At 59.1% G+C, this 25,285-nt stretch carries 20 protein-coding genes; 18 read left to right on the top strand and 2 right to left on the bottom strand.

Features of this window, described 5'->3' with window-relative positions; all coding sequences use genetic code 11:
- The 11 genes from FJ248_02865 to greA form a co-directional block, all read left to right on the top strand.
- A partial coding sequence (locus FJ248_02865) for a glutamate-5-semialdehyde dehydrogenase (GenBank protein ID MBM4119829.1) occupies positions 1-1,080 on the top strand: 1,080 nt, incomplete at its 5' end.
- A 1-nt stretch (position 1,081) separates the two neighbouring features.
- The gene (locus FJ248_02860) at positions 1,082-2,857 is read left to right on the top strand and encodes a hypothetical protein (GenBank protein ID MBM4119828.1); all 1,776 of its coding nucleotides are present in this window, start codon (positions 1,082-1,084) and stop codon (positions 2,855-2,857) included.
- A 602-nt stretch (positions 2,858-3,459) separates the two neighbouring features.
- Positions 3,460-4,017: a bifunctional pyr operon transcriptional regulator/uracil phosphoribosyltransferase PyrR gene (gene pyrR / locus FJ248_02855; protein ID MBM4119827.1), complete on the top strand. Its 558-nt coding sequence runs from the start codon at positions 3,460-3,462 to the stop codon at positions 4,015-4,017.
- Positions 4,014-4,937, top strand: coding sequence for an aspartate carbamoyltransferase catalytic subunit (locus FJ248_02850; protein ID MBM4119826.1), 924 nt, complete (start codon positions 4,014-4,016; stop codon positions 4,935-4,937). Before pyrR ends, FJ248_02850 begins: the two co-directional genes overlap by 4 nt.
- Entirely contained in the window at positions 4,934-6,211 is a 1,278-nt protein-coding gene (locus FJ248_02845; protein ID MBM4119825.1) for a dihydroorotase, read from the top strand. Before FJ248_02850 ends, FJ248_02845 begins: the two co-directional genes overlap by 4 nt.
- A gap of 1 nt (position 6,212) precedes the next feature.
- Complete coding sequence (locus FJ248_02840; GenBank protein ID MBM4119824.1) at positions 6,213-6,737, top strand: DUF4149 domain-containing protein; 525 nt, start codon at positions 6,213-6,215, stop codon at positions 6,735-6,737.
- Between the two features lie 3 nt (positions 6,738-6,740).
- Positions 6,741-7,916 carry a glutamine-hydrolyzing carbamoyl-phosphate synthase small subunit gene (gene carA, locus FJ248_02835; protein MBM4119823.1) on the top strand — a complete coding sequence of 392 codons (1,176 nt, stop codon included), beginning with the start codon at positions 6,741-6,743 and terminating at the stop codon, positions 7,914-7,916.
- Entirely contained in the window at positions 7,909-8,877 is a 969-nt protein-coding gene (gene sppA / locus FJ248_02830) for a signal peptide peptidase SppA (GenBank protein MBM4119822.1), read from the top strand. The genes carA and sppA overlap by 8 nt, the downstream gene beginning before the upstream one ends.
- 24 nt (positions 8,878-8,901) lie before the next feature.
- Complete coding sequence (locus FJ248_02825) at positions 8,902-9,903, top strand: M48 family metallopeptidase (protein ID MBM4119821.1); 1,002 nt, start codon at positions 8,902-8,904, stop codon at positions 9,901-9,903.
- 2 nt (positions 9,904-9,905) lie between these two features.
- A complete protein-coding gene (gene carB / locus FJ248_02820; GenBank protein MBM4119820.1) occupies positions 9,906-13,160 on the top strand; it encodes a carbamoyl-phosphate synthase large subunit in 3,255 nt (1,084 codons plus the stop codon).
- Between the two features lie 81 nt (positions 13,161-13,241).
- Complete coding sequence (gene greA, locus FJ248_02815; GenBank protein ID MBM4119819.1) at positions 13,242-13,718, top strand: transcription elongation factor GreA; 477 nt, start codon at positions 13,242-13,244, stop codon at positions 13,716-13,718.
- 120 nt (positions 13,719-13,838) lie between these two features.
- Here the strand turns inward: greA and FJ248_02810 are convergent, their stop codons facing one another.
- Both FJ248_02810 and bioA read right to left on the bottom strand, forming a co-directional pair.
- Positions 13,839-15,845 carry a glycoside hydrolase family 15 protein gene (locus FJ248_02810; GenBank protein MBM4119818.1) on the bottom strand — a complete coding sequence of 669 codons (2,007 nt, stop codon included), beginning with the start codon at positions 15,843-15,845 and terminating at the stop codon, positions 13,839-13,841.
- Positions 15,846-15,897: 52 nt separating this feature from the next.
- The gene (gene bioA / locus FJ248_02805; GenBank protein ID MBM4119817.1) at positions 15,898-17,301 is read right to left on the bottom strand and encodes an adenosylmethionine--8-amino-7-oxononanoate transaminase; all 1,404 of its coding nucleotides are present in this window, start codon (positions 17,299-17,301) and stop codon (positions 15,898-15,900) included.
- Between the two features lie 127 nt (positions 17,302-17,428).
- On the opposite strand from bioA, the gene lepA reads away from it, so the two are divergent.
- From lepA to FJ248_02770, 7 genes are read left to right on the top strand one after another with little or no spacing between them, the layout of a single operon-like run.
- On the top strand, positions 17,429-19,228 hold the full coding sequence (lepA, locus tag FJ248_02800; protein MBM4119816.1) for an elongation factor 4: 1,800 nt from the start codon (positions 17,429-17,431) through the stop codon (positions 19,226-19,228).
- Positions 19,225-20,004, top strand: coding sequence for a signal peptidase I (gene lepB, locus FJ248_02795; protein ID MBM4119815.1), 780 nt, complete (start codon positions 19,225-19,227; stop codon positions 20,002-20,004). The genes lepA and lepB overlap by 4 nt, the downstream gene beginning before the upstream one ends.
- On the top strand, positions 19,965-21,056 hold the full coding sequence (gene rfaE1, locus FJ248_02790) for a D-glycero-beta-D-manno-heptose-7-phosphate kinase (GenBank protein MBM4119814.1): 1,092 nt from the start codon (positions 19,965-19,967) through the stop codon (positions 21,054-21,056). The genes lepB and rfaE1 overlap by 40 nt, the downstream gene beginning before the upstream one ends.
- A complete protein-coding gene (kdsB, locus tag FJ248_02785; GenBank protein ID MBM4119813.1) occupies positions 21,049-21,858 on the top strand; it encodes a 3-deoxy-manno-octulosonate cytidylyltransferase in 810 nt (269 codons plus the stop codon). The genes rfaE1 and kdsB overlap by 8 nt, the downstream gene beginning before the upstream one ends.
- Entirely contained in the window at positions 21,855-23,456 is a 1,602-nt protein-coding gene (locus FJ248_02780) for a CTP synthase (protein ID MBM4119812.1), read from the top strand. Before kdsB ends, FJ248_02780 begins: the two co-directional genes overlap by 4 nt.
- Positions 23,457-23,468: 12 nt before the next feature.
- A complete protein-coding gene (locus FJ248_02775; GenBank protein MBM4119811.1) occupies positions 23,469-24,308 on the top strand; it encodes a 3-deoxy-8-phosphooctulonate synthase in 840 nt (279 codons plus the stop codon).
- Positions 24,305-25,264, top strand: coding sequence for a KpsF/GutQ family sugar-phosphate isomerase (locus FJ248_02770; GenBank protein ID MBM4119810.1), 960 nt, complete (start codon positions 24,305-24,307; stop codon positions 25,262-25,264). The genes FJ248_02775 and FJ248_02770 overlap by 4 nt, the downstream gene beginning before the upstream one ends.
- Positions 25,265-25,285: the final 21 nt, after the last annotated feature.

Below are 25,285 nucleotides of genomic sequence, written 5' to 3'. Positions count from 1 at the left end.
CAAACCAAGGGCAGCAAGGCTATGGCTGACCGCCTGAAACTGACGCCAGGACGTATCACGGAAATGGCGGAGGGCATCCGGCAAATTATCAAGCTGCCCGATCCGCTCGGCGAAGCACCCAAAATGTGGACGCGGCCAAACGGCATGCAGGTCGGGAAGATTCGCGTGCCCATTGGCGTGATCGGTATTATTTACGAATCTCGCCCGAATGTAACGGCCGATTCGGCCGCTCTCTGCCTGAAATCCGGGAACGTCTGTATCCTGCGTGGTGGATCGGAGGCAATTCATTCCAATACAGTCGTTGCCGCAATTTTGTCGGACGCCGCTGAACGGGCAGGCGTACCAGCGGGCTCAATCACTTTTATCGAACGGACGGAGCGGGAAGTGGCGCACTTGCTGCTCAAACAGGACAAATACGTGGACCTGATCATCCCACGGGGCGGCGACGCGCTGATGAAGACCGTGATGGAGCAGTCTACGATTCCGGTGATCAAGCATGACAAAGGCATCTGCCATATCTATGTGGATCAGGATGCCGATCTGGCGATGGCTGAGCGCATATGCCTCAACGCGAAAGTCCAGCGGCCTGCGACGTGCAATGCTATGGAAACGCTGCTGGTACATCAGCAGATCGCGCGCACCTTCGTGCCTGCGCTGGTGAGGAAACTTGTCGACGCCAAGGTGGAAGTGCGTGGCTGCCCCAAAACCTGCCAGTTGGCGCTCGAGGCCAAGCCGGCTTCTGAGAGTGACTACGGGCAGGAGTTTCTCTCGCTGATTCTGGCCGTGAAGGTCGTCAAGAATCTGGACGAGGCACTGACACACATTGAAACCTACGGCTCGCGGCACACGGAGTCTATCATTACAAACGATTACGCACGCGCCCTGCACTTCCTGCGCAAGGTCGACGCCAGCGCCGTGATGGTCAACGCCTCGACACGCCTCAACGACGGCTACCAGTTCGGCCTCGGCGCGGAGATCGGCATCAGTACCACGCGCATCCACGCGCGCGGGCCGATGGGGCTCGAAGAACTCACCTCGATGAAATTCATCGTGCTCGGCTCCGGCCAGATCCGCGAGTGACGTGGCTCCGTCGTACCTCTCCGAGCTGACCCGTCCCGGCAACGTCGTTTTCCCAGTCAATCTGCCCTTCGTTAACGATCTGCGCGCTGCCGGTGGGCGGGTGCAGCGTCTGCGTAGTGGACACCTCATCTTCTACGGCCCTCATAACCGTCGGATCCTTGCCACGGACCCGGACGGCCATCCGCTCCACGAATGCGAGTGGGGAACGACGGTCGCTGGGAAACCCTGCCTAGTCCGCGCGCGTGTGCGACTAGACTGGGGGCAGTGGGTCGGCCTGAAGCCCGAAGGGCTCGTCAATACGACAACCCTCGACCTTTCACGGAAGCCCGGTTGGCAGCAGTTGCGCCCGGACGATCTGCGGCAGATGGCCGCGCAGGCCATGCGCCTGCCGCTCGAGGCGGTCAAATTGTTCTATGGTGATGATGACTTGACGATTAACCAGATGGGCATAGCCACGATCCGCCATAAGAAGGACGCGTTTTATGTGCTGGAGATTGGGACCTTTGAGAGCGCAACATTCATGGCCTGCATGAGCGCCATGCACTGGGCCTGCATTGATTTCCTGCCAGTCGTGGAGCTGTTTCAATCCCTGCTCCCGGGCACGGGCTCGGCCATGTTTGAACTGATCCGAGGACTTTACGATGATCAGAACGAGGGGAAGCCCCTGCCGCTACGCTATCGCGGGATCCCGACCTATCCGTCCGAAGCGGCCTATAAATTGTTTGGGGCTTCCTTCATACCGAGCGTGCCGGGCGGAGGCGATCCCTTTCCCATCTTTATGGATGTCCCACGCTCGCACGAGGTGACCTGGCTGCCAGCACCGGACCCACCGCTGCGATATTTCGATACGGCGCACAGCCTCTGCGTCACAATTCGGGGGGGCAAAGTGCAGAAAGCGACCAAGTGGGACGATCCAGCGGGTCTGCCCTTCGCGGCAACTGGCCCGGGACTGATGGCCCCCTTCGAACGATCCGTCTCGGCCAAGCAGGGGACACTGGTCCTGAAAGATCGTGACACACGCGCCGACATCCCCGTGCAACCGTCGTGGGGAACACTGCACGAATCGTCGCTGCCCACTCATCCGCTTGCTCCGATCGGATGGCAATCGTTGTTCGGCACTATTCCACCGGTTGTCACACCCCACGACGCTTTTTCGTCCGTTTTGTTGTATCCGGATGACGCGAAGGAAATAGGAGAGCTGGCCTCGCAGCCGTTTGTGGCCGACTACCTGCAGGATAGTTTCGAGCAGAAGCCATCTTTGGCGGCACTCCTGAACAAAGCCAACACGATTCTCATTGATCGATTCGATGCGGCCATCACACCCTGTGTGAAGCTGGACCGTCCTCGCACATACGGCGTGCGCTATCGGCATCCGGCCTATGCACAAAAGCAGGCTCAATTTCTGTGGCAGACACTGGCCCGACTGCAGCGGTGGGACTGGATCAAGCACATCTCGTTCATGCCGGAGACCGCAGGGGACAATGCCCACTACGGACGGCCCATCGATCTGCTGTATGTGTGGATTCCGTTCGCGATTTATTCTGACACACTGAAACTGCTCGAAACCGTACGGGCCGTGGCTGGCGCGTTGACACCCACAGGCATGGCCTTTATCGCCGGGCCCAGCTCGCTTCACTCAGTCGTACAAGCCCAGCCGCTGCGCATTCTCCAGGCCGAGCTGGTCGAATCCCTCCCAACCTTTCGCCTGCACCGGACTATTTTGCCCAATGCGCGCCTCAAGAGTGACCTGACGCTCTATTCGCTCGCTACGGCCTGACACGGATCGACAGTTGTGTACTGACGGACCGAGTTATTCCTGCCCAGACCACTGCATCACTGTTAAGCCCACCCCCGCGCGTCAGCCAACACCAGCGGTGGCATACTTTGTAGATAGGCACGCACCCTGGATCGAGTTGATGCCTGCTGGCTCCGCTGCTTCATCCCTTGTTCACTATGCATCGATCCCACCTTGGTGGCGCTGGCCATCGTGCAGGTCACGAACGTGATCGAGGCGGAAAAGAAAACCTCCGAGTAGGGAATCGCTCCGGATCCACTGGACCAGAACGGCCTGACCATTGCCGATAACTTGACAGGTCCCACAATCTCTGGATAAGATGGCGTCGCCTTTAATGCTCATCCTGCGAGGTGAGCAAGGAGATCTGCCATGCCCAATCAGAACCACGGTGTCGTCCGACAACCGACCTTCTCGTTCCAACTGGACGGGAAGGTTTTTTTGTCCCTGTTAGGCACTCAACACGACCTTCACCTTCATTCTCGGTTGCCCCGCCCCCTGCAGCGCACGGGAGCAACGTGCGTCTTGCTCACCTCGCTTCCTGCGGCCGCCCCGAAGACTCGAGTTGAACGTCGGGAAAAGCCAGCATGACGACACGTGCCGCACGCGAAAAACTTATCATGGACGCAGGCGAGATGACGCGGGCCCTGACCCGCATTGCCCACGAAATCCTAGAGCGCAACAAGGGCACAAAGGATCTCGCGCTCGTGGGTATCCGTACGGGCGGGGTACACCTGACGCACCGGTTGACCAAACGCATCGAAGAGATCGAGCACGTCAAGGTGCCCGTGGGCGAGCTGGACATCACGCTTTACCGCGATGACCTGGCGATCCGGAAGGAACAGCCAATTCTCAAAACCACGCACGTGCCCTTCGATATCGGCGATCGGAAAATCGTGCTGGTAGATGACGTGCTGTTCACCGGCCGCACGATTCGCGCCGCCATGGACGGCCTGATCGACCTGGGCCGGCCAGCCGAAATCCAACTAGCCGTGCTCGTGGACCGTGGGCACCGGCAACTGCCAATCAAGGCGACCTATATTGGCAAGAACATCCCGACGTCAACTGACGAGATTGTCCAGGTTTTCTTTGAAGAAGACGGCGAAGAGGACCGGGTCGTAATCTGGCAGGGAGGTGTGGCATGAGCTTCAAGCACAAGCACCTATTGAGCATCGCGCCCCTGTCTGCTGAGGAGATCATGCTGATTCTCGAAACCGCCGACTCCTTCAAGGAGGTCAGCGGACGCGAAATCAAGAAGGTGCCGGCCCTGCGCGGCAAGACAGTGGTCAATCTCTTCTTTGAACCGAGCACACGGACGCGGACCTCCTTCGAGCTGGCCGCCAAGCGGTTGAGCGCGGACGCGATCAACTTCTCGCCCTCCAATAGCAGCGTGGTGAAGGGGGAGACCCTGCTCGACACGGCCCGAAACATCGAGGCCATGCAGGCGGACATCATCGTGCTGCGCCATCCGGCGGCCGGCGCCGCGGACACGCTCTCGCGCGGCGTGAAATCCTCAGTGATCAACGCAGGCGACGGCTGGCACGAGCATCCGACCCAGGCACTGCTGGATCTTTACACCATCCGTGAAAAACAACGTGCCTTCAAGGGTTTGCGTGTGGCCATTGTGGGTGACGTCGCGCACAGCCGGGTGGCGCGCTCCAACATTCACGCGCTCACGAAGGTTGGTGCGGCGGTACGGGTGGTTGGCCCTCGCACCATGATGCCCTTCGGCATTGAAAAACTCGGCGCGACGTTCTACGACACTCTGGACGCTGGTCTGAAGGGCGTGGACGTCATCATGATGCTCCGGTTGCAGCTCGAACGGCAGGGGCGCGCGCTCTACCCAACGATCCGTGAATACTCGCGACTTTATGGACTGACCGCCGAGCGGCTCAAGCTCGCTGAACCCGGCGCGCTCGTCATGCATCCGGGCCCGATCAACCGCGGTGTGGAAATTGCGCCGGACGTTGCCGACAGCTTCTCCTCAGTGATCCTGGACCAGGTCACCAACGGTGTAGCGGTGCGGATGGGCATCCTCTATCTCCTGTCGGGAGCCAATCAATGATTATCCTTATTAAAAGCGGGCAGGTGATGGATCCCGGTCGCGCGAACGGTCCGGCCGACGTCTTGATCGAGCATGGAAAAATCTCAGCGGTGGGGCCGACACTCAAGGCGCCAGCCGGTGCCACGATCATTGACGCGACAGGGAAACTTGTGACACCCGGCTTCATCGACCTCCATGTGCATTTCCGTGAGCCGGGCTTCGAGTACAAGGAAACGATCAGGAGCGGCGCCGCCTCAGCCGTGGCCGGGGGCTTCACCTCCGTCTGCTGTATGCCGAACACCAACCCGGTCAACGACAACCAGACCATCACGGAATTCATTCTCGAGAAAGCCCGCGCGGCTGGTACCGCAAACGTCTTTCCGATTGGCGCCATCACCAAGGGCTCGGGCGGCAAGGACCTGGCCGAGATTGGCGATTTGCGGCGCGCCGGGTGCGTGGCCATCTCGGACGACGGCCTGCCGGTCATGAACAGCCTCGTCATGCGCCGGGCAATGGAATACGCGATGGCCTTCGACATCCCGGTGGTGGATCACTGTGAGGATCTACATCTCTCAGAAGGCGGCTGCATGAATGAGGGGATCGTGTCGACACAACTCGGGCTGCCCGGTGTGCCAGCGGCCGCGGAGGACATCATGGTCGCCCGCAATCTGGCGCTCGCCGAGCTAACCGGCGCGCGGCTGCATCTTGCCCACCTCAGCACGGCTGGCTCGGTGCGCCTGGTCAGGGAAGCAAAGGCGCGCGGCCTCAAGGTCACAGCGGAAGCCAGCCCGCATCATTTTATGCTGACGGAGGAGGCCTGTAGCGGCTACAACACACACGCTAAGATGAATCCGCCGCTGCGGACCTGGGCGGACGTGCAGGCGATCAAGGACGGTTTGCGCGACGGGACGATCGACGTCATCGCCACCGACCACGCGCCGCACGCAACACAGGAAAAACAGCAGGAGTTTGCCGCGGCGCCTCACGGCATCGTCGGACTAGAAACCGCCTGGCCCTTGACGCTCACGCTTGTAGAGGAGGGAACACTCTCGCTCGAAGCTGCCGTGGCTAAGCTCACGACCGATCCGGCCAAAGCCTTCGGACTGGACAAGGGCACGCTGGCCCCCGGCGCCGATGCGGACGTAGCAATCACTGATCTGAACGCCGTCTGGGAAGTGGACCCCGCGCGCTTCCGCTCAAAGAGCCGGAACACACCCTTTGCCGGATGGAAAGTGAAGGGTCGCATCCTCTCTACTCTCGTAGGCGGCCGGATCGTCTTTGACGCGGCTTCGTAACATGGGGGATTCTCCCACGCCGTCGAAGGGACTGCTAACCTGTCTCGCACTCGACTGGCTGGCACTGGCAGTTTGGACGGGAGGCCTAATCATCATCGTGGCAGTTGTCATTCCAGCGGTCTTCAACTCGTTCGGTATGGAGCCGGGCGGGCGGTTTCTGACACGCACCTTTGACGGGTACAACCGCGCCGTGCTGGTAGCCATGGCTCTGATGGGCGGGGCGCTGGCCGGCCGTGCCTGGCTGACACAAGCCGGAGAGCCTCAAGCCCAGCCTGGCCGGGCGGAAGCCCTACTGTTCGGAATTATGGTGGTGGTAGCCCTGGCCATCATCGCTTGGCTTGGTCCAGAGTCGGTTATACTTCAAGAAGAAGCCTTTGCCGTCAAGGATGACACGGCACGAAAGATCGCTTATGCCGCATTTTTCAAGGTGCACACAGTTGTTCGTGCGCTGTATATACTAAATCTCGGGTTGGGGATTGCCCTGATGGTTGTGAAACTAAAGTCATACATTAAGAACTATTTGTAAGACATGAAAAAAGCAATTTTAGCTTTGGCTGATGGAACGGTCTTTGAAGGTCAGCCGCTCGGCCACGAGGGGGAATCAGCTGGGGAGGTGGTCTTCAACACGGCCATGACCGGCTATCAAGAAATCCTGACCGATCCCTCTTATAAAGGTCAAATCGTGACCATGACCTGCCCGCAGATTGGCAACTATGGCGTGGCGCGGGAGGACCGCGAATCCTGGCGACTCTGGGTCGAGGGCTTTATCGTCAAGGAGGCCAGCCGCACATCGAGTAACTGGCGGGCTGAGCAATCGTTGGACAGCTACCTGAAAGCTGCAAAGGTCGTCGGTATCCAGGGGATCGACACGCGTGAGCTCACACGACACCTGCGCGAAAATGGCACACAGCAGGGGCTGATCTCGCACGTGGATCTGGACCAGAAACGTGCTGTCGAGAAGGCCCGCACCGCGCCCTCCATTATCGGACGCGATCTGGCCGCTGAAGTGACCTGTGCCAAGCACTATGAATGGACCGAGGGCTCGGGGGCTTGGGCACCGGTCGCAGGCGGGCAGGCGAAAAAGAGCTCCGCCCGCCGTTTCAAGGTGGTCGTCTACGATTTCGGCGTAAAACAGAATATTTTACGGCGACTGGTGGACGTCGGCTGCTCAGTCACCGTCGTACCGGCCTCAACTCCGGCGCAGAGGGTCGAGGCCATGAAGCCAGATGGCATTGTGCTCTCCAACGGTCCCGGCGACCCGGAAGGCGTACCCTACGCGATTGCGGCAGCCCGATCATTGATCGGCACGCGTCCGATCCTCGGCATCTGCCTCGGCCATCAGATTCTCGGCCTTGCGCTCGGTCTGAAGACCTACAAATTGAAATTTGGCCATCATGCGGCCAACCATCCCGTCATAGACCTGCGTACCCGCAAGGTCGAGATCACCTCGCAGAACCATAATTTTGCGGTGAGGCCTCCTGCCGGCGTGACAGCGAACGCCAAGAATCCGTCAGTCATCACAACGCCGTTCGGGCGCGTCGCACTCAGCCATTTGAGCCTGAACGACGATTCGGTTGAGGGTATGATCTGTCTCGACAAGCCAGTGCTGTCGGTCCAATACCATCCGGAAGCGTCGCCTGGTCCGCATGATTCGGCCTATCTCTTCGAACAATTTGTTTTGATGATGGAGACCGCGCATGCGTAAACGATTGCTCCGCGGCGCGGCGGTTGTCGGCATCGCCGCGATGTTGAGTGGCTGCATCACCGTCAATCTGCCTCCGGGTCCCGGGCCGCTCACGGAGACGGAACTCAGCGGGTCCGGTTCAGCTAAGGTGCTGATGCTCGATCTGTCGGGCATTCTCAGTTCGACGGAAGGGGAGGGGTTCTATCCCGCCCCCAGTCCAGTGGCCCGCCTAAAAGAAGCGCTGCTAAAAGCGGCGGCCGACTCGGCTGTCAAAGCTATTCTGCTGCGTATCAACAGCCCCGGTGGTACCGTGACTGCCTCCGACATGCTCTATCATGAGCTACGCATGTTCAAACAGAAGCGGAACATTCCCATTGTCGCTTCCATTCTGGATGTAGGCGCGTCGGGCGGTTATTACGTGGCCATGGCTGCGGATACTGTCATGGCTCATCCCTCGTCCGTCACCGGCAGCCTTGGTGTCATCATGGTCACGATGAACGCGCAAGGACTGCTGGAAAAAATTGGCGTACAGGCTGTGGCTGTGACCTCAGGGCCGCGGAAGGACATGGGCTCGCCTTTTCGGGCCATGACGGACGAGGAGCGCACGATCTTCCAGACGGTCATCAACGGGCTCTATGAACAGTTTATCAGCGTTATCACGCAAGGAAGACCCAATCTCTCGGCCGACACGATCCGAAAACTAGCCGACGGACGCATCTATTCGGGCGAGCAGGCCAAGGCCGCCGGCCTCATTGACGGCATCGGCTATCTCGAAGACGCGGTCGAACTGGCCAAGAAGCGTGCGGGAGTGGCCGAGGCCCGGCTGGTTGTCTATCAGCAGATGGGGGAATATCGGCACAATATTTATTCGCGTCTGACAGGCCCACCTGATCGCGGAGCCTGGAATGCGCTGACGCATTTCGATTTGATGGCGCTGGTCCGCAGCGGCACGCCGCAATTTATGTATCTCTGGATGCCGTGATTCAGCGCCACAGAAGGAGACAGTATGACCGCTAAACGAAAGCAGGACCGCGCACACGATCTCGATACCTGGGACAGGCTGGCCGGCCTGCCGATCGGGCGGCGTGCGGCGCTCTACTGCGGCGCGCACGGGCTGGCCGGCCTGTGGGGTCTACTGAAGGCCAGCACAACGCTCAGCGCGCTGGCCTCACTGGCTGGCTGCTACAAGGCGCCGGGCACCGCGCGCGACCAGTTCATCTACCTCTCGCCGGAAAAAGAAATTGCCATGGGGGTCAGCGCCTTCCGAGACATCCTTCGGGCCGCGCCACTCTCGCCAGATCCCAATATCAATGACATGGTCCATCGCGTTGGTGAACGGATTGCCAAGGCCGCCAATAAGCCGGAGTACAACTGGGAATTTGTCGTCATCGAAGAGCCGAACATGATCAACGCTTTTTGCCTGCCGGGGGGGAAGGTCGCGGTCTTCAGCGGCATTCTATCGGTTACCAAGGACGACACCGGACTCGCGACCGTCATGGGCCACGAAGTCGCTCACGCATTGCAACGGCACGGCGCCGAGCGTGTTAGCCGCAGCATCCTTGAGCAGATTGCTCAGCTCGGCACCATGGCGGCGGCGGTCACTGGCCACATGAACCCGGGCGTTATGCAGGGTATCCAAAGCGCCTACGGCGTTGGCGTCTCCCTGCCATTTAACCGAAAACAGGAATCGGAGGCGGACTATATCGGCCTACAGCTCATGGCCAAGGCCGGCTACGACCCACGCCAAGCGGTGAACTTCTGGGAACGCATGAGCGGCTGCCCGCGCAAAATGATCGGGACCCTCTGCTTCCGGTCGGGGGCGTCGATGCCTGAATTTCTCTCGACTCATCCCTCGGACGTCACGCGTATGAATCAGCTCGAGTCCTGGCTGCCCAATGCGATGCAGTACTACCACCCTGAGATGCCCGTTCCTCAGCCAACACCCGGTGTTCCCGCTCCACCGTATCAGCCGCTCATCGGCCCCCCGGAGCCGAAGAGAATCGGGTAGCCATGCCGAAACGGACCGACATCAACAGCATTCTCCTGATCGGATCTGGTCCCATCGTGATCGGACAGGCCTGCGAATTTGATTACTCCGGGACACAGGCCTGCAAAGCCCTGCGGGAGGAGGGCTACCGTGTGGTTCTGGTCAACAGTAATCCAGCCACAATCATGACCGATCCGGAGCTGGCCGACCGCACCTATATCGAGCCCATCACAGTGGATGTAGTCGAGCAAATCATCGAACGGGAACGCCCCGATGCGCTGCTGCCTACGATGGGTGGGCAAACGGCATTAAACACGGCCATCGGCCTGGCCAAGCGCGGCGTGCTGGCCAAATACAATGTCCGGCTTATCGGTGCCTCGGTCGAAGCCATTCACAAGGCGGAAGATCGTCAAGCCTTCAAACAGGCCATGAACAAGATCGGACTGCAAGTGCCTGATAGCGGCGTGGCCAAGAGTCGCGCGGATGCGATGCGCGTGGCTGAACGGGTCGGTTTCCCAGCCATCGTGCGGCCGTCGTTTACCATGGGCGGCACAGGCGGAAACATCGCCTACAACCGCGAGGAGTTCGAGCGCTACGTGGACTGGGGACTTGCGATGAGCCCGGTCGGGGAAATCCTTGTCGAGCAGTCTGTCATCGGCTGGAAGGAATACGAGCTGGAGGTCATGCGGGACCTCAAGGACAACGTCGTCATCGTCTGTCCCATTGAAAACTTTGACGCGATGGGCATCCACACCGGCGACAGCATCACCGTGGCGCCGGCCATGACGCTCACCGACAGAGAATACCAGATGATGCGCGACGCTGCAGTGCGGATCATCCGCGAAATCGGCGTGGACACCGGCGGCTCGAACATCCAGTTTGGTCTGCATCCGAAGACCGGAGAGATGGTTGTCATCGAAATGAACCCACGCGTCTCGCGCAGCTCGGCACTGGCTTCGAAGGCCACTGGGTTCGCTATTGCCAAGATCGCCGCCAAGCTGGCCGTTGGCTACACACTCGACGAAATCACCAACGATATCACGCGCGTGACAAAAGCTTCGTTCGAACCGACTATCGACTACGTGGTCGTTAAGATTCCACGCTTCGCCTTTGAAAAATTTCCCGGCGCAGACCCGACACTGACGACGCAGATGAAATCCGTGGGTGAGGCCATGGCAATGGGACGGACCTTCAAGGAAGCGCTGCACAAGGCACTCCGGTCGCTCGAAACCGATCGGCATGGCTTGGTGTCATTGCGCGGGTTGGACCGGGGCGTGTTGGAAGACGCTTCGCATGCCGAAATACTCGAGCAGGTATATATGGCGTTGCGCACGCCACACCCAGACCGGCTTTGGCATTTGGCTGATGCGATGCGACTAGGGATTGCCACCGACGAACTCTACGCGCTCACGCACGTGGACCCCTGGTTTCTCGCTCAGGTCCGCGAGCTGATCGAGTTTGAGCAGCGGCTGATCGCCGCTGCGCCGTCACTGGATCTTGCTCTGCTCTGGCAGGCCAAACAACTGGGCTTTGCTGACCGCCGCATCGCGCAATTGACCGGCTCCACGGAGGAGACAATTCGCACTCAACGTATGACCGCTGCGCCGGCGGGTACGACCGGCGGCGTCACCTATAAACGTGTCGATACTTGCGCGGCGGAGTTCGAAGCGCAGACGCCGTATCTCTATTCGACCTATGAACGCGCTTGTGAAGCGCGGCCGACAAAACGCAAGAAGGTCGTCATTCTTGGCGGCGGGCCCAACCGCATTGGGCAGGGAATTGAATTCGACTACTGCTGCGTCCACGCTGCCTTCGCGCTGCGCGAGGAGGGCATCGAAACAATTATGGTCAATTGCAATCCTGAAACCGTCAGCACGGACTACGACACGTCCGACCGGCTCTACTTCGAACCGCTGACGGAGGAGGACGTACGCAACATTGTGGAGTGCGAACAGCCACTTGGCGTCGTGGTGCAATTCGGCGGACAGACGCCGCTCAAGCTTGCCCTTCCACTGGAGAAAGCTGGCATCGTGATCCTCGGCACGAGCCCGGATGCCATTGACCGCGCAGAGGACCGTGAGCGGTTCCGCGACCTGCTGAACAAATTACAGCTCAAACAGCCAGACAGCGGCACGGCACGCTCGGCGCAGGACGCGGTCCGCATCGCGACAGGCATCGGGTATCCCGTCATGGTCCGGCCTTCCTATGTGCTAGGGGGGCGCGCCATGCGCATCGTCTATGACGAGGCTGGACTGATGCATTACATGGCCACCGCGGTCAATGCCTCGCCGGAGCATCCGGTACTCGTGGACAAATATCTTGAAGACGCGATCGAGATCGATGTGGATGCAATTTCAGATGGGACGCGCGTCATCGTGGCCGGCATCATGGAACATATCGAGGAAGCGGGCGTCCACTCAGGAGACTCGGCCTGCTCGCTACCACCCTATACGCTCAAGGCCGACATCGTAGAAGAAATTCGCCGTCAAACGACCGCGCTGGCGCTCGAACTGCACGTGGTTGGGCTGATGAACGTCCAGTTTGCTGTGCGTAGCGGCACAATCTATGTACTGGAGGTCAACCCACGCGGCTCGCGCACGGTGCCCTTTGTGAGTAAGGCCATCGGCGCTCCGCTCGCCAAGTTGGCCATGAAGGTCATGCTGGGACGGACGCTCGACCAACTCGGATTCACGCAGGCTCCCTCGCCGTCCCACGTGTCGGTCAAGGAAGCCGTGTTTCCGTTCATGAAATTTTCCGGTGTGGACGTTCTTCTCGGACCGGAGATGAAATCCACTGGCGAGGTCATGGGTATGGACGCCGACTTCGGGTGGGCCTTCGCGAAGTCCCAGTCGGCGGCCGGTGTGTCACTACCGCGCAGTGGCACGGTGTTGTTAAGCGTGAAGGATCAGGACAAACCGGCGGCACTCGCTGTGGCCCAGCAGTTGCACAAACTGGGGTTCCGCATCGAAGCCACGCAGGGCACCGCTGCCTTTTTTTTGCAACATGGCGTTGAGTGCACAGCGGTCAAGAAAGTCGGCGAGGGCCGCCCGCATCTTGTGGACCACATCAAAAACGGCGAGATCAGTCTGGTCGTCAATACAGTGTGGGGTCAGGGATCGCAGACGGATTCGGCTTCGATCCGACGAGAATCGTTGCAGCATGGCGTCTCATACTACACGACGATGCCAGGTGCGCGGGCAGCAACCATGGCCATTGAGGCTATGCTAAAAAATGGTCTCGCCATCCGGTCATTGCAGGAATACCATGGGGCACAATGAAGTCTGAACGCTGTACGATGAAGGCAGTAGTATAATTTAGTCTGCTTTGGGCGAAATTCAGTCTGTATTCTGGAGAAACGCATGCCGACACCGATTACGAAAAAAGGCTACGAAGCGCTCAAGGCCGATTTGGACCGGCTCAAGAAAGTTGAGCGACCCAAAGTTATCGAAGCCATCGCTGAAGCCCGGTCGCACGGAGACCTGAGCGAGAACGCTGAGTACGACGCCGCCAAGGACCGGCAGGGTTTCATCGAAGCGCGCATCAACGAACTAGAAGGCAAACTGGCTGATGCGCGCATTATCGAAACCACTGGACGAACGAGTGAGACGGTCGTCTTCGGCGCCACGGTTCTACTCATCGAAGCTGAGAGCCGCCAAAAGAAACAGTACATGCTGGTTGGGCAGGATGAAGCCGATCTCAAGGTTGGGAAAATTTCCGTCCAGTCTCCGGTCGGCAAGGCACTCATTGGCAAGCGGGCCGGCGATCGCGTCGAGGTAAAAACACCCGCCAAGGTGGTCGAGTACGAGGTGGTCCAAATCCGCTTCGACGAGGCCTAGGCTCGTGATGAGTGACAGTGATCTGCACTAAGTTACGTTACGACGACCCGCTCCTAGCTTGAGACTAAGTACCCAGTCCCAAGGACGTCTTTGGCCTTACGTAAAGCGATGGACCGACATTCACTTCGGCAGGCTCTTCCACTTCGCTAAATATTCCTGTACGGCCATCACGAGGGTGGCGTGGCTCCACGTGAGCGGGGAGACCGACAGCGGCGCGTGCGAGTAGGGGTGCACCTGCTCGGCCAGCACGCCGGAGGGAAGTCCGTGCTGCGCGCACCATTCGAGCGTGGCCCGCGCGAGCTTGAGGTCGGCGTGTGAGCGCGCCGTCGCAATCTGCCACTGTGCCACCCAGAGGGTGCAAATGAACCAGGGATTTCCCGGCACATTGGTGATGTCCTGGCTCTGCTGGTGGTAGTAATCGTTTTCATACCGTGCCACGCCGCCGACCGCCGTCTTGACCCCGAGCGTTTCCTTGATCGCCTCCATTGTCTTGACGATCCGCGGATCGTCTGGCGCGAACATACCAAAATACCACAGCCCGTACATGGCGGCGTCCACCGTCTTGTCCACATCCCAAGTCGTATCGGATTTTCGATTGACCATCCGGGCAAACCGGTTCAACTCGGGGCGGTAGAGGACAGTTTCCACGCCCGCCTTCATCTTGGCCGCAGCCGTCCGATATTTCCCCGTCGCATCTACGTCCCCCAACGCCTCGGCAAATTTTGACGCAGCCGTCAATCCGGCCCAGACCGCCGCCACCGTAAAGGCCAGTACGCCGCGGCGCTCCTCCCAGAGATCGTAGGAGGTTTTGGGCAACCCAGTGCTGTCGTGCCGATAGACGACAAGGAAATCCGCGGCCTTGGTGATAAGCGAACGATAGAGCGGCTTGATATACTCGACGTCCCTCCACCTGTCGAAGTGGTTCCAGAGCCCCCACAGCACGAGTGCAGTTTCGTCTTCCTGGATGGGGAGATCTTTTTGACCGTCGCGGATCCAAGGATGCCAGCTTGAGGCCAGCGTGCCGTCCGGATTGTACTTGTGCAGCAAATAGCCTTCCTTGCTGATCACATCCTTGCAGAAGTGATAAAACATGCGCGTCGTCCAGGAATAGCCAGCGAGATCCATGGCATGGGCGACCAACGACCCGTCGCGCGGCCACATGTAGGAGTAGGTGTCGCGTACGGCTGAGGCAATGTCCGAATCGTTGGCCGCGATGATCGCGCCGCCGTTGTCCGTCTGCGTACGGATCACCAGCAAACTGATGTTGTAGAGGCGAACGACTTCGAGGGGCAGATCGGCAAAATCTGGCCTGTGCGACTCCAGCCACAACTTCCAATAGGAGGCGGTGCGGTCGAGGAAACTCCACGGACCGCGGCGTCGCACCGTGCGGTTGATGCGAGTGACCTCTTCAAAATTCTTTCCCACCGCCATCCAGTAGTAGACCGTTTGCGTCTGACCAGGCAGCACGCGCATGTGTACAGCCACGGTGGAATCCACCGATCCCTGGGCAATAGGATTCCCTGAAAGCTGCCCGTCCTCCGCATCCTTCCATGTCCCCAGTAGGCTCTGGACGCCTGTGTGGCCGCAGGCCCATTGATCTACACCGATGTGCCATCCCTCGACTGTATCCTTCGCATCGACCGGGTGCTTACCGGGTGTCGCGGCATTCACCAGAAACCAGCGGTCGCCCTTGTAGTGGTAGACACCACGGCGCTCCGGCTCGTAGTAAGCCGTGTCGCCAACCTCATGGCCAGAAATATACAGATCGAGGTGGAAGAACAGGCGGACATCGACCTCCTGAGTGGAGGTATTGGTAACATCAGCTTGGCGGAGATAGAGATTCTCATGAAAATCAACAACATCGCGGCAACATAGTTTGACGGGAAGGTCGCGGTGCGTGAGCTCAACTTTGGTGACGAGGGTGTCATGTTCATACACCAGGCGGCGCGTCCAGCCACCGTCATCAATCCAGCGAAACTTGCCATTGGCCCAGACGCCGAACCGGTTGACCTGCCCCTTGGTGTGGTTTTCCATGCCGACATGTGGCCAGTACACGTCGCGCAACTGGTAGGCACTGTCGAAGGTAATCAGCAGGGACCCGTTGCCGATCGGCAGATCACGAGGCATGCTCGTCCCTCACTTATTAATTAATGAAAGACCAGTATACTTCACCCTAACGTTATCGGACAGTAAAAGCCTTTTCCCGCGTGCGCGCCCATGCGCCGGTCACCGTCCGGATGGCCACTCCTATGATTCGCACCATGCGGGCCAGCTCGGCCTCCGTTGCACTGAGCGGCGGCATCAGCACAACGACATTTCCAAGAGGACGGGTGATCAGACCGCGAAAGCGGGCTTCCATAGCTACCCGATGCCCCATGCGCGCTTCCAGCGGATAGGGCGTTTTCGTTGCTTGATCGCGCACCAGTTCGATGCCGACCATGAATCCACGCTGCCGGATGTCGCCGACGTGCGGGAGTGTGCCAAGCGGGCGCAACAAGCTGGCCAACGCAACAATCTTCAACCGAAGCCGCGCAAGTGTCCGTTCCCTTCGGAACGTCTCCAAATTCGCCAGCGCCACGGCGCACCCGAGCGGATTACCCGTGTAGCTGTGTCCGTGGAAAAATGTCTTCCATTCGTCGTAGCGCCCGAGAAAGGCTCGATAGATTTTGTCCGTCGACAATGTCGCCGCCAGTGGCACATAGCCGCCGGTCAGCCCTTTGCTGATTGCCATTAAATCCGGCGTCACGCTTTCCTGCTCGCAGGCAAACATGCGGCCGGTCCGTCCAAATCCTGTGGCTACCTCGTCGGCGATGAGCAGAACGTTGTACTTCGTGCAGAGTCGGCGGATGCGCGTGAGATAACCGGGCGGGGCAGTGATCATGCCGGCCGCCGCCTGCACGAGTGGCTCGATTACGAGACCGGCCAGATCGCGATGCCTCTTTTTCAAGATATGCTCGATCGGATCAATGCACGCCATCTGGCATGAGGGATAGGTCAACTTGAGCGGGCAGCGATAGCAATAGGGAGGCTCCGCGCTCAATGATGGAAAGAGGAGGGGGCGGAACCGTTCGTGGAATAATGCCAGCCCCCCGATACTCATGGCGCCGATCGTGTCGCCGTGATAGCCAAGCTGAAGGTGCAGAAAGGTGTTTTTTGAACCGGCAGCTGGCTTGCGCTGGCGCCAATATTGCAACGCCATTTTGAGCGCAACTTCCATGGCCGTGGAGCCATCGTCGGAATAGAAGACCCGCGTCAGACCGCGTGGCGCGATGCCGACCAGCTCACGAGCTAGTCTAATGGCAGTTGGATGGGACAGCCCCAACAGAGTGGTATGCGCGGCTTTCTCCAATTGCTTCCGGATCGCGCGATCGAGTGCCGGATGCCGATGCCCGTGCACGGTCAGCCAAATGGAGGAAACGCCGTCCAGATATTTTTTGCCAGCCGTATCGTAGAGGTATGCCCCTTTGGCACGCTCGATGATAAGCGGCTGCTCCTGCTCCCACTCGCGCATTTGCGTGAAGGGGTGCCACAGGAACTGCCGGTCCCACTGTGCGAGCCGTCGATGCCGTTGCCGTCTTGCCATGCGTAGTTGAGCCATCCCACCAATGAAGTTTAGCGCAAGAGGAGGCGATTATAAGTGGCGGCCTTTGCTTTGACAACCGGAAGTCCACCGCCTATAATGCACCAAATTCTCTTGCAGGAACAACGACTTGCAAACGCATACCAGGAATTTCTCCATCATCGCTCATATCGATCACGGGAAATCCACCCTCGCTGATCGTCTCCTGGAAGCCACCGGCGCCATCACCCAGCGGGAGGCCCGGGACCAGATTCTGGACGCCATGGATCTGGAACGCGAACGGGGTATCACGATCAAGGCCCACGCCGTGGCACTCCGCTACAAGGCTGCGGACGGGCAGACCTACGCGCTCCATATCATCGATACGCCCGGTCACGTGGACTTTACCTATGAAGTCTCGCGCAGCCTCGCAGCATGCGAAGGTGCCTTGTTGCTCGTGGACGCCAGTCAGGGCGTTGAGGCGCAGACGATCGCTAATGCGCACCTCGCCATGGCGAACAATCTAGTGATTGTTCCGGTCATCAACAAGATCGATCTGCCCGGAGCGGACGTTGAGGGCGTGAAGCAGCAGATTCAGGACGTGCTCGGATTAGAAGCGAAAAACGCACTATTGATCAGCGCCAAGGAGGGCAAGGGCATCCGCGAGGTGCTCAACGCTATCATCGAAAAAATTTCGCCCCCCTCAGGCGATCCGGCCAGGCCGCTCAAGGCACTCGTCTTTGATTCCTGGTTTGACAACTACCAGGGCGTGGTTGTGCTCGTCCGCGTGATCGACGGCACCATCCGGCCGGGCATGAAGATCAAGGGCATGTCGAACAACCGGATGTTCGAGGTCATGGAAGTCGGCCAGTTCACGCCAAAACGCACGAAGACCGACGAACTCAGCACGGGTGATGTCGGCTACGTTTGCTCGGGCATGCGAGAGACGGCCGACACGAAAATCGGCGACACGCTGACGGACGCCGTAAAGCCGACCGATTCACCATTTCCCGGCTATAAGGACGTCAAACCGATGGTCTTCTGCGGCCTGTACACGACAGACACGGCGCGTTTTGAGGACCTGCGCGACGCGCTGTTGAAACTGCGCCTCAACGATTCCTCCTTCGTGTACGAGCCGGAAACATCGCTGGCTCTCGGTTTCGGATTTCGCTGCGGATTTCTCGGTCTGCTGCACATGGAAATCATCCAGGAGCGGCTCGAGCGGGAATACAACCTGACGCTTATCACGACTGCACCGACCGTCGTCTATCAGCTCCTCACGACAGCCGGAGAGATTTTGATGATTGACAATCCGGCCAAGTTGCCGTCTCCCTCGTCCATCGAAAGCTTTGAGGAACCGTTCATCAAGGCGACGATCATCACACCGGAACGCTACGTCGGGGGAGCCTTGCAACTCTGCCAGGAACGCCGTGGGGTGCAGCTGGCACTGCAGTATCTCGATCCGACACGTGTGATGCTGACCTACGAACTGCCACTCAACGAGATTATTTTGGATTTCTTTGACCGTCTGAAATCCAAAACGCAGGGCTACGCGTCCTTCGACTATGAATTCCTCGGCTACCGGCCAGGCGATCTCGTCAAGATCGACATGCTACTGAATGGGGAGACGGTGGATGCCCTCTCATTCATCACGCACAAGGAGAACGCTTATACGCGCGGCCGCCAGCTCGCTGAGAAGATGAAGGAGCTGATCCCCAAGCAAATGTTCGAGATCGCCATTCAGGCGGCCATCGGCAGTAAAATCATCGCGCGGGAAACTATTGGCGCGCTCAAGAAGAACGTCACGGCAAAATGTTACGGTGGTGACATCTCGCGCAAACGCAAGTTGTGGGAAAAGCAGAAAGAGGGCAAGAAACGGATGAAGCAGGTCGGGAAGGTGGAAGTGCCTCAGGAAGCTTTCCTCGCGCTGCTCAAGGTGACAACTGAATGACGAGCGAACCGGAACAGCAGGCCTCGCCGACTCCACTGGACAATGCGCCGACACCGGATACGGCATCGGATGCCGTGCGGCTTGTTGACGCTCCAGAGGGAGAAACCTCCGCGCCGCGCGGCAAATCGCTTTGGCGTGAGTACACGGAAGCGATCGTCGTGGCCATGATCTTGGCCTTCGCTATCCGCATCTTCATCGTGCAGGCGTTCAAGATTCCCTCCGGCTCAATGATCCCGACACTGCTTATCGGAGACCACATCCTCGTAAGCAAACTGTCCTACGGTATTCAGTGGCCAGGCGATTGCAAGCTGAAAGCGACGCTGCCGCCGATCAGCTGCGCGGTCACGCGTCATCTCGTCATCTTTGGGTCGCCGCAGCGGGGCGATGTGATCGTCTTCCGGTACCCTGAAGATGAGGACAAGGACTTTATCAAACGCGTCGTGGGCTTGCCGGGCGATACCGTGCAGATCCGCAACAAAACCGTCTACATTAACGGTGATGCCATAACCGATCAGTGGTATACCCAGCGCGTGGACCCAGGCATGATTGACGGCACGGTTAATCCGAGAGACAATTTCGGTCCTGTGACCGTGCCGGAGGATTCGTTCTTCGTGATGGGCGACAATCGCGATCAAAGCCTGGACAGCCGGTTCTGGGGCTATGTGCGGGAAGAAAAGATCCGCGGCCGCGCGTTGCGCATCTACTGGTCCTGGAAAGGGCAGGGCGCCTGGCAGGAATGGGTACGCTGGGACCGTATTGGAAAGGCCATCCAGTGAACAAGTCGAAATCGTTGGGGCGGGCACCTCATCAGGATAAACGGAACCGTGATGCCGGACCGTTGCCGGCCGCCCTCCAGCAATCATTGCGCTCAATCATCGCTAAATTCCAAACGGCAAGCGTACTGGTCGTCGGCGATTTGATTCTCGACCACTACATCTGGGGCAAGGTCAGCCGGATCTCTCCCGAAGCGCCGGTCCCGATCGTCCACGTCGATTCGGAGTCGCTAAAGCTGGGCGGGGCTGCCAACGTTTACAACAACATCGTGTCGCTCGGAGGGCAGGCAGACATTTGCGGCATCATCGGTCAGGACGAAGGCGGGCGGCAATTGCTTAAGGAACTCGGCACTGCCCGCCATGGCCGCGGCGGTGTGGTCATCGACCCCGAGCGGCCCACAACACGCAAGACCCGCGTCATTGCGCACAACCAGCAGATCGTTCGGTACGATGTCGAAGGGCGGACAGACATCAAGCCCCAGTACCAGCAACGGATCCTGCGCTATGTGGAGTCCCGCTTGCGGGATATTTCCTGCCTCGTAGTATCGGACTATGCTAAGGGCGTAATGACCGCTTCGCTGATGTCAGAGCTGATCCGCCTGGCTGCCATGAAAAAAATTCCCGTGATCGTCGATCCTAAGGTCGAGCATTTTTCTTACTATAAAGGCGTCACCGTTGTCACACCTAACCATCTCGAAGCCACCCAGGCGGCGGGCGTGCACGGGGACGACGACGTTACGGTCAATCGGGCCGGCGCCATTCTCAGGCAACGCTTGAGCTGTGACTGCGTCCTGATTACGCGCGGGGAGAAGGGCATGAGTCTTTTTGAAGCTAACGACGCCCACTGGCACATCCCCACTGTCGCCCGGCAGGTGTACGACGTGACTGGTGCCGGCGATACTGCCATCGGGACGCTGGCGCTCGCCATGGCGGCAGGCGCCTCCATCCGCGAAAGCGCGATGCTCGCCAACCATGCGGCCGGCATCGTTGTCGGGATGGTCGGCACGGCAACGGCCACGGCCGAACAACTCCTTGAGGCTCTTACGCATGCCTAACACGAACGGACCGGTGACGGTGGTCATCCCGGCCCGGTTCGGATCCTCCCGCTTCCCTGGTAAACCGCTGGCAAAACTCGCCGGCAAGCCGCTCATCCAACATACCTATGAGCGTGTCCGCTCGGCACCCGGTGTCGACCGCGTCCTCGTCGCGACGGACAATGATCGCATCCGCCAAGCGGTCCTAGAGGTCGGCGGCGAGGTCATCACACCTGAAGGCCAGTTTCGCACAGGGACGGACCGCGTGGCTGCCGTCGCGCAGGAGGTGCCCGGCAACGTGTTTGTCAATCTGCAAGGCGATGAAATCGCGCTCCATCCTGAGCTGCTGACCGATCTCATTCGGCCATTTCTCGCCAGCGGCGCGCTGATGGGCACACTCAAACGCGCACTCATGTCGTCCGGTGAAGTCCGCAATCCTGCGATTGTGAAAGTTGTCACTGATAGGCAGGGTAACGCACTATATTTTTCTCGTTCTTCAATCCCCTATGTGCGCGATCAAGAGCCGGGAAAATTCGTTTCCGGGTTGCATTATGTCCACCTGGGAATTTACATTTATACCCGTGAAACGCTGCTCCGGCTGGCGGCGATGCCCACCAGCCCATTGGAAGACGCTGAAAAGCTGGAGCAGTTGCGTGCGCTGGAGGCGGGGATTCCGATCCGGGTGTGGGAAACCCGTCATCCCTCGTTGCGCATCGACACGCCAAAGGACCTCCGAGAGGCGGCCGCCGCGCTGATCGGTCAAACCCGGCGACGTACCACCGCCCGCCCGGGCACACGAAAGGGAGGCTTGACGAAGCGATGAGCAAGTTCATTTTCGTCACCGGCGGCGTCATCTCATCACTCGGCAAGGGGCTCGCTTCAGCTTCTATCGGCAATCTCCTTGAAAGCCGCGGACTGAAGATCACCTTCCTCAAGCTTGACCCTTACATCAATGTCGACCCCGGGACGATGAATCCGTACCAGCACGGGGAGGTCTTCGTCACTGAGGACGGCGCAGAAGCTGATCTTGACCTAGGCCACTACGAACGATTCTCCTCACTGACGCTGACCCGCGAAAACAATTACACCACTGGGCGTATCTACAATTCCGTCATCACGAAGGAGCGGCGCGGCGAATATCTCGGCGGTACTGTGCAGGTCGTGCCACACATTACCGACGAAATCAAACACTGCATCCGCAACGTGTCGAAGGACACTGACGTGGCCATCGTAGAAATTGGCGGCACGGTCGGTGACATCGAGAGCCTGCCATTCCTGGAAGCAATCCGGCAAATTCCCTACGATGTCGGTCGCGAGAATGTTCTCTACGTCCATCTGACACTCGTCCCGTACATCGGCGCCTCCGGGGAACTGAAAACCAAGCCCACGCAGCATTCCGTAAACAAGCTGCGCGAGATCGGTATCCAACCGAACATTCTGTTGTGCCGAACAGACCGGTTCCTGCCGCCGGACCTTAAAGACAAGATTGCGCTTTTCTGCAACGTGGAGAAGGGCGCCGTCATCACGGCCAAGGACGTGGAAACGGTCTATGAAGTACCGATCGTGTTCCGCAAGGAAGGCCTTGACGAACTGATCGTCCGCCAACTCAAGCTGGAAACCGCTCCGCCGAACCTGCGTGAGTGGGACGCGATCGTGCAGAAGATCAAGCGGCCTAAACACGAAGTGTCCGTAGCCTTGGTTGGCAAATACGTCGGGCTGAAGGAATCGTACAAGAGCCTGTCTGAGGCGCTGGTGCACGGCGGCGTGGATCACGAAACTCGTGTCAACGTTCATTGGATCGAGTCGGAAGAAATCGAACGGAAGGGCGCCGAACAGATTCTTCGAGAAGCCGACGGTATCCTGATTCCAGGTGGCTTCGGCATTCGTGGCATCGAGGGCAAGATCCAGACAATCCGATGTGCCCGAGAACGGGGGATTCCGTTCTTCGGCCTGTGCCTTGGCATGCAGTGCGCCGTCATCGAACTGGCCCGCAACGCCGCGGGATTGAAGGATGCCAATAGCTCAGAATTTGAACCCAACGGCCCTCATTCAGTGATTCATCTGATGGAGCATCAGAAGTTTATCCACGACAAAGGTGGTACGATGCGGCTGGGCTCCTATCCCTGCCGCCTGCTGGACGGCAGCCTGGCGCACAAGGCCTACGGCGTGCTCGAGGTCAAGGAACGCCACCGGCACCGCTTCGAATTCAACAACGCTTACCGTGACCGGCTGGCAGCACAGGGGTTAGTTCTGAGCGGCCTATCGCCGGACGGGCAGTTGGTCGAAATCGTGGAGCTGAAAGGCCATCCCTGGTTCCTCGCTACACAATTCCATCCGGAGTACAGTTCGCGTCTGCATCGTCCGCATCCACTATTCAGCGCCTTCGTGGGCGCCGCGTTACGGAGAAAGTGCGGGAGGTAGAGTATTTCTGTTATGTCGCATGACGTCACGATCGGAAAACTAAAAGTTGGCGGTGCCCATCCGCATTTTCTGATCGCCGGCCCCTGCGTGATTGAAAGCGAGCGGTTGACGCTGGAGACAGCCCAGCGCATCGCTGAAATCTCGCGTGCACTGAAGATGCCGTTTATTTTTAAGTCGTCTTACGACAAGGCCAACCGCACCTCCATCTCGTCTTTTCGAGGCCTCGGTATTTCGGAAGGATTGAGAATCCTGAAAAAGGTCCGGGACGAAGTTGGCGCCCCCGTGCTCACTGACGTGCATAGTGCGGAGGAGGCTAAGCGGGCGGGGGAGACGGTAGATGTGCTGCAGATTCCGGCCTTTCTCTGCCGTCAGACAGATCTCCTGGTGGCTGCAGCCACGACCGGAAAAGTTGTCAACGTCAAAAAGGGCCAGTTCCTGTCGCCCGGCGAAATGGCTAACGTCGTCACTAAACTGGAGGAGAGCGGCACGAAAAAGATTCTTTTGACGGAACGAGGCTCCTCGTTCGGCTACAACAATCTGGTCGTGGATATGCGTGCGCTGCCGATCATGCGAAAATTTGGCTATCCCATTGTCTTCGACGCAACACACAGCGTCCAGCTGCCCGGCGGAGGTGGGACCAAGTCCTCCGGACAGCGTGAATTCATCACTCCGCTCGCCTGTGCGGCCGCGGCGGCCGGCTGCGACGGCTTTTTCATGGAAGTCCATCCGGATCCAGACCACGCACCATCCGACGGCCCCAATATGGTCCCGCTGCACGATCTCAAGAAACTGTTGGAGCGACTGCTGCAAATCTGTCAGGCGGCAGGCAAGGGCGCGGAGAGTGACCAATGAGTCTGTCACACGGAAAACGAGTCTTGCAGATTGAGGCGCGCGCCATCGCCGCGCTTGTAGAACGCCTCGACAACCGGTTTGCCAAGGCGGTGGACATTCTCTTCCGTTGCTCCGGTAAGGTGGTAGTCTCCGGCATGGGCAAGTCTGGCCTGATCGGGCAGAAGATCGCTGCCACGATGGCCAGCACCGGTACGCCGGCTTTCTTTGTTCACCCCGCCGATGGCATCCACGGCGACCTGGGCATGCTGGGCAAACACGATGCCCTCCTGGCTCTCTCAAACAGCGGGGAGACGGAGGAGGTACTCAAGCTCCTGCCGTTCATGAAGAGGCTGAACATTCCCGTCATCGCCCTAACAGGACGACCGCAATCCACGCTGGCCAAGAACAGCGACGTGGTGCTGGACGTCTCCGTCTCGGAAGAAGCCTGTCCGCTGGGGCTAGCGCCAACCTCTAGCACAACAGCAGCGCTCGCTATGGGTGACGCGCTGGCTATTGCGCTGCTGGAAAAGCGGGGAATCAAGGCGGTGGATTTCGCACAGTTCCATCCCGGTGGAACGCTGGGCCGCCGACTACTGCTCACGGTAAAGGATCTCATGCATCAGGGCGAAGCCCTGCCGTGCGTCAAGGCCACTGCGTCGGCAATGGATGCCATCATCGAAATGACATCCAAAAAGCTCGGCATGACAACCGTCGTCAACTCCAAAGGACACTTGGTTGGCGTCATCACTGACGGAGATCTGCGACGCTCCCTTGAGAAGGGGAGCAATCTTGCCAAGTATAAGGCCGGTGATATGGGCACCAAGTCTCCTCGGACGATCAAAGCCAAGGCCCTGGCCGCTACGGCGATCCAGACTATGGAACAGTTCTCGATCACTTCGCTGGTGGTCGTGGATGACGGTGGCCGCCTTGCTGGAGTCATTCATCTCCACGATCTACTGAAAAGCGGCGCCGTCTGACCAGCGCGGAGCACGGGAAGG

Origin of the sequence: Nitrospira sp. (assembly GCA_016873435.1) — a bacterium.
Classification (GTDB): Bacteria; Nitrospirota; Nitrospiria; order Nitrospirales; family Nitrospiraceae; genus VGXF01.
Note: the sequence above shows the minus strand (reverse complement) of the source record. Positions and strands in the feature narration are given on the sequence as shown.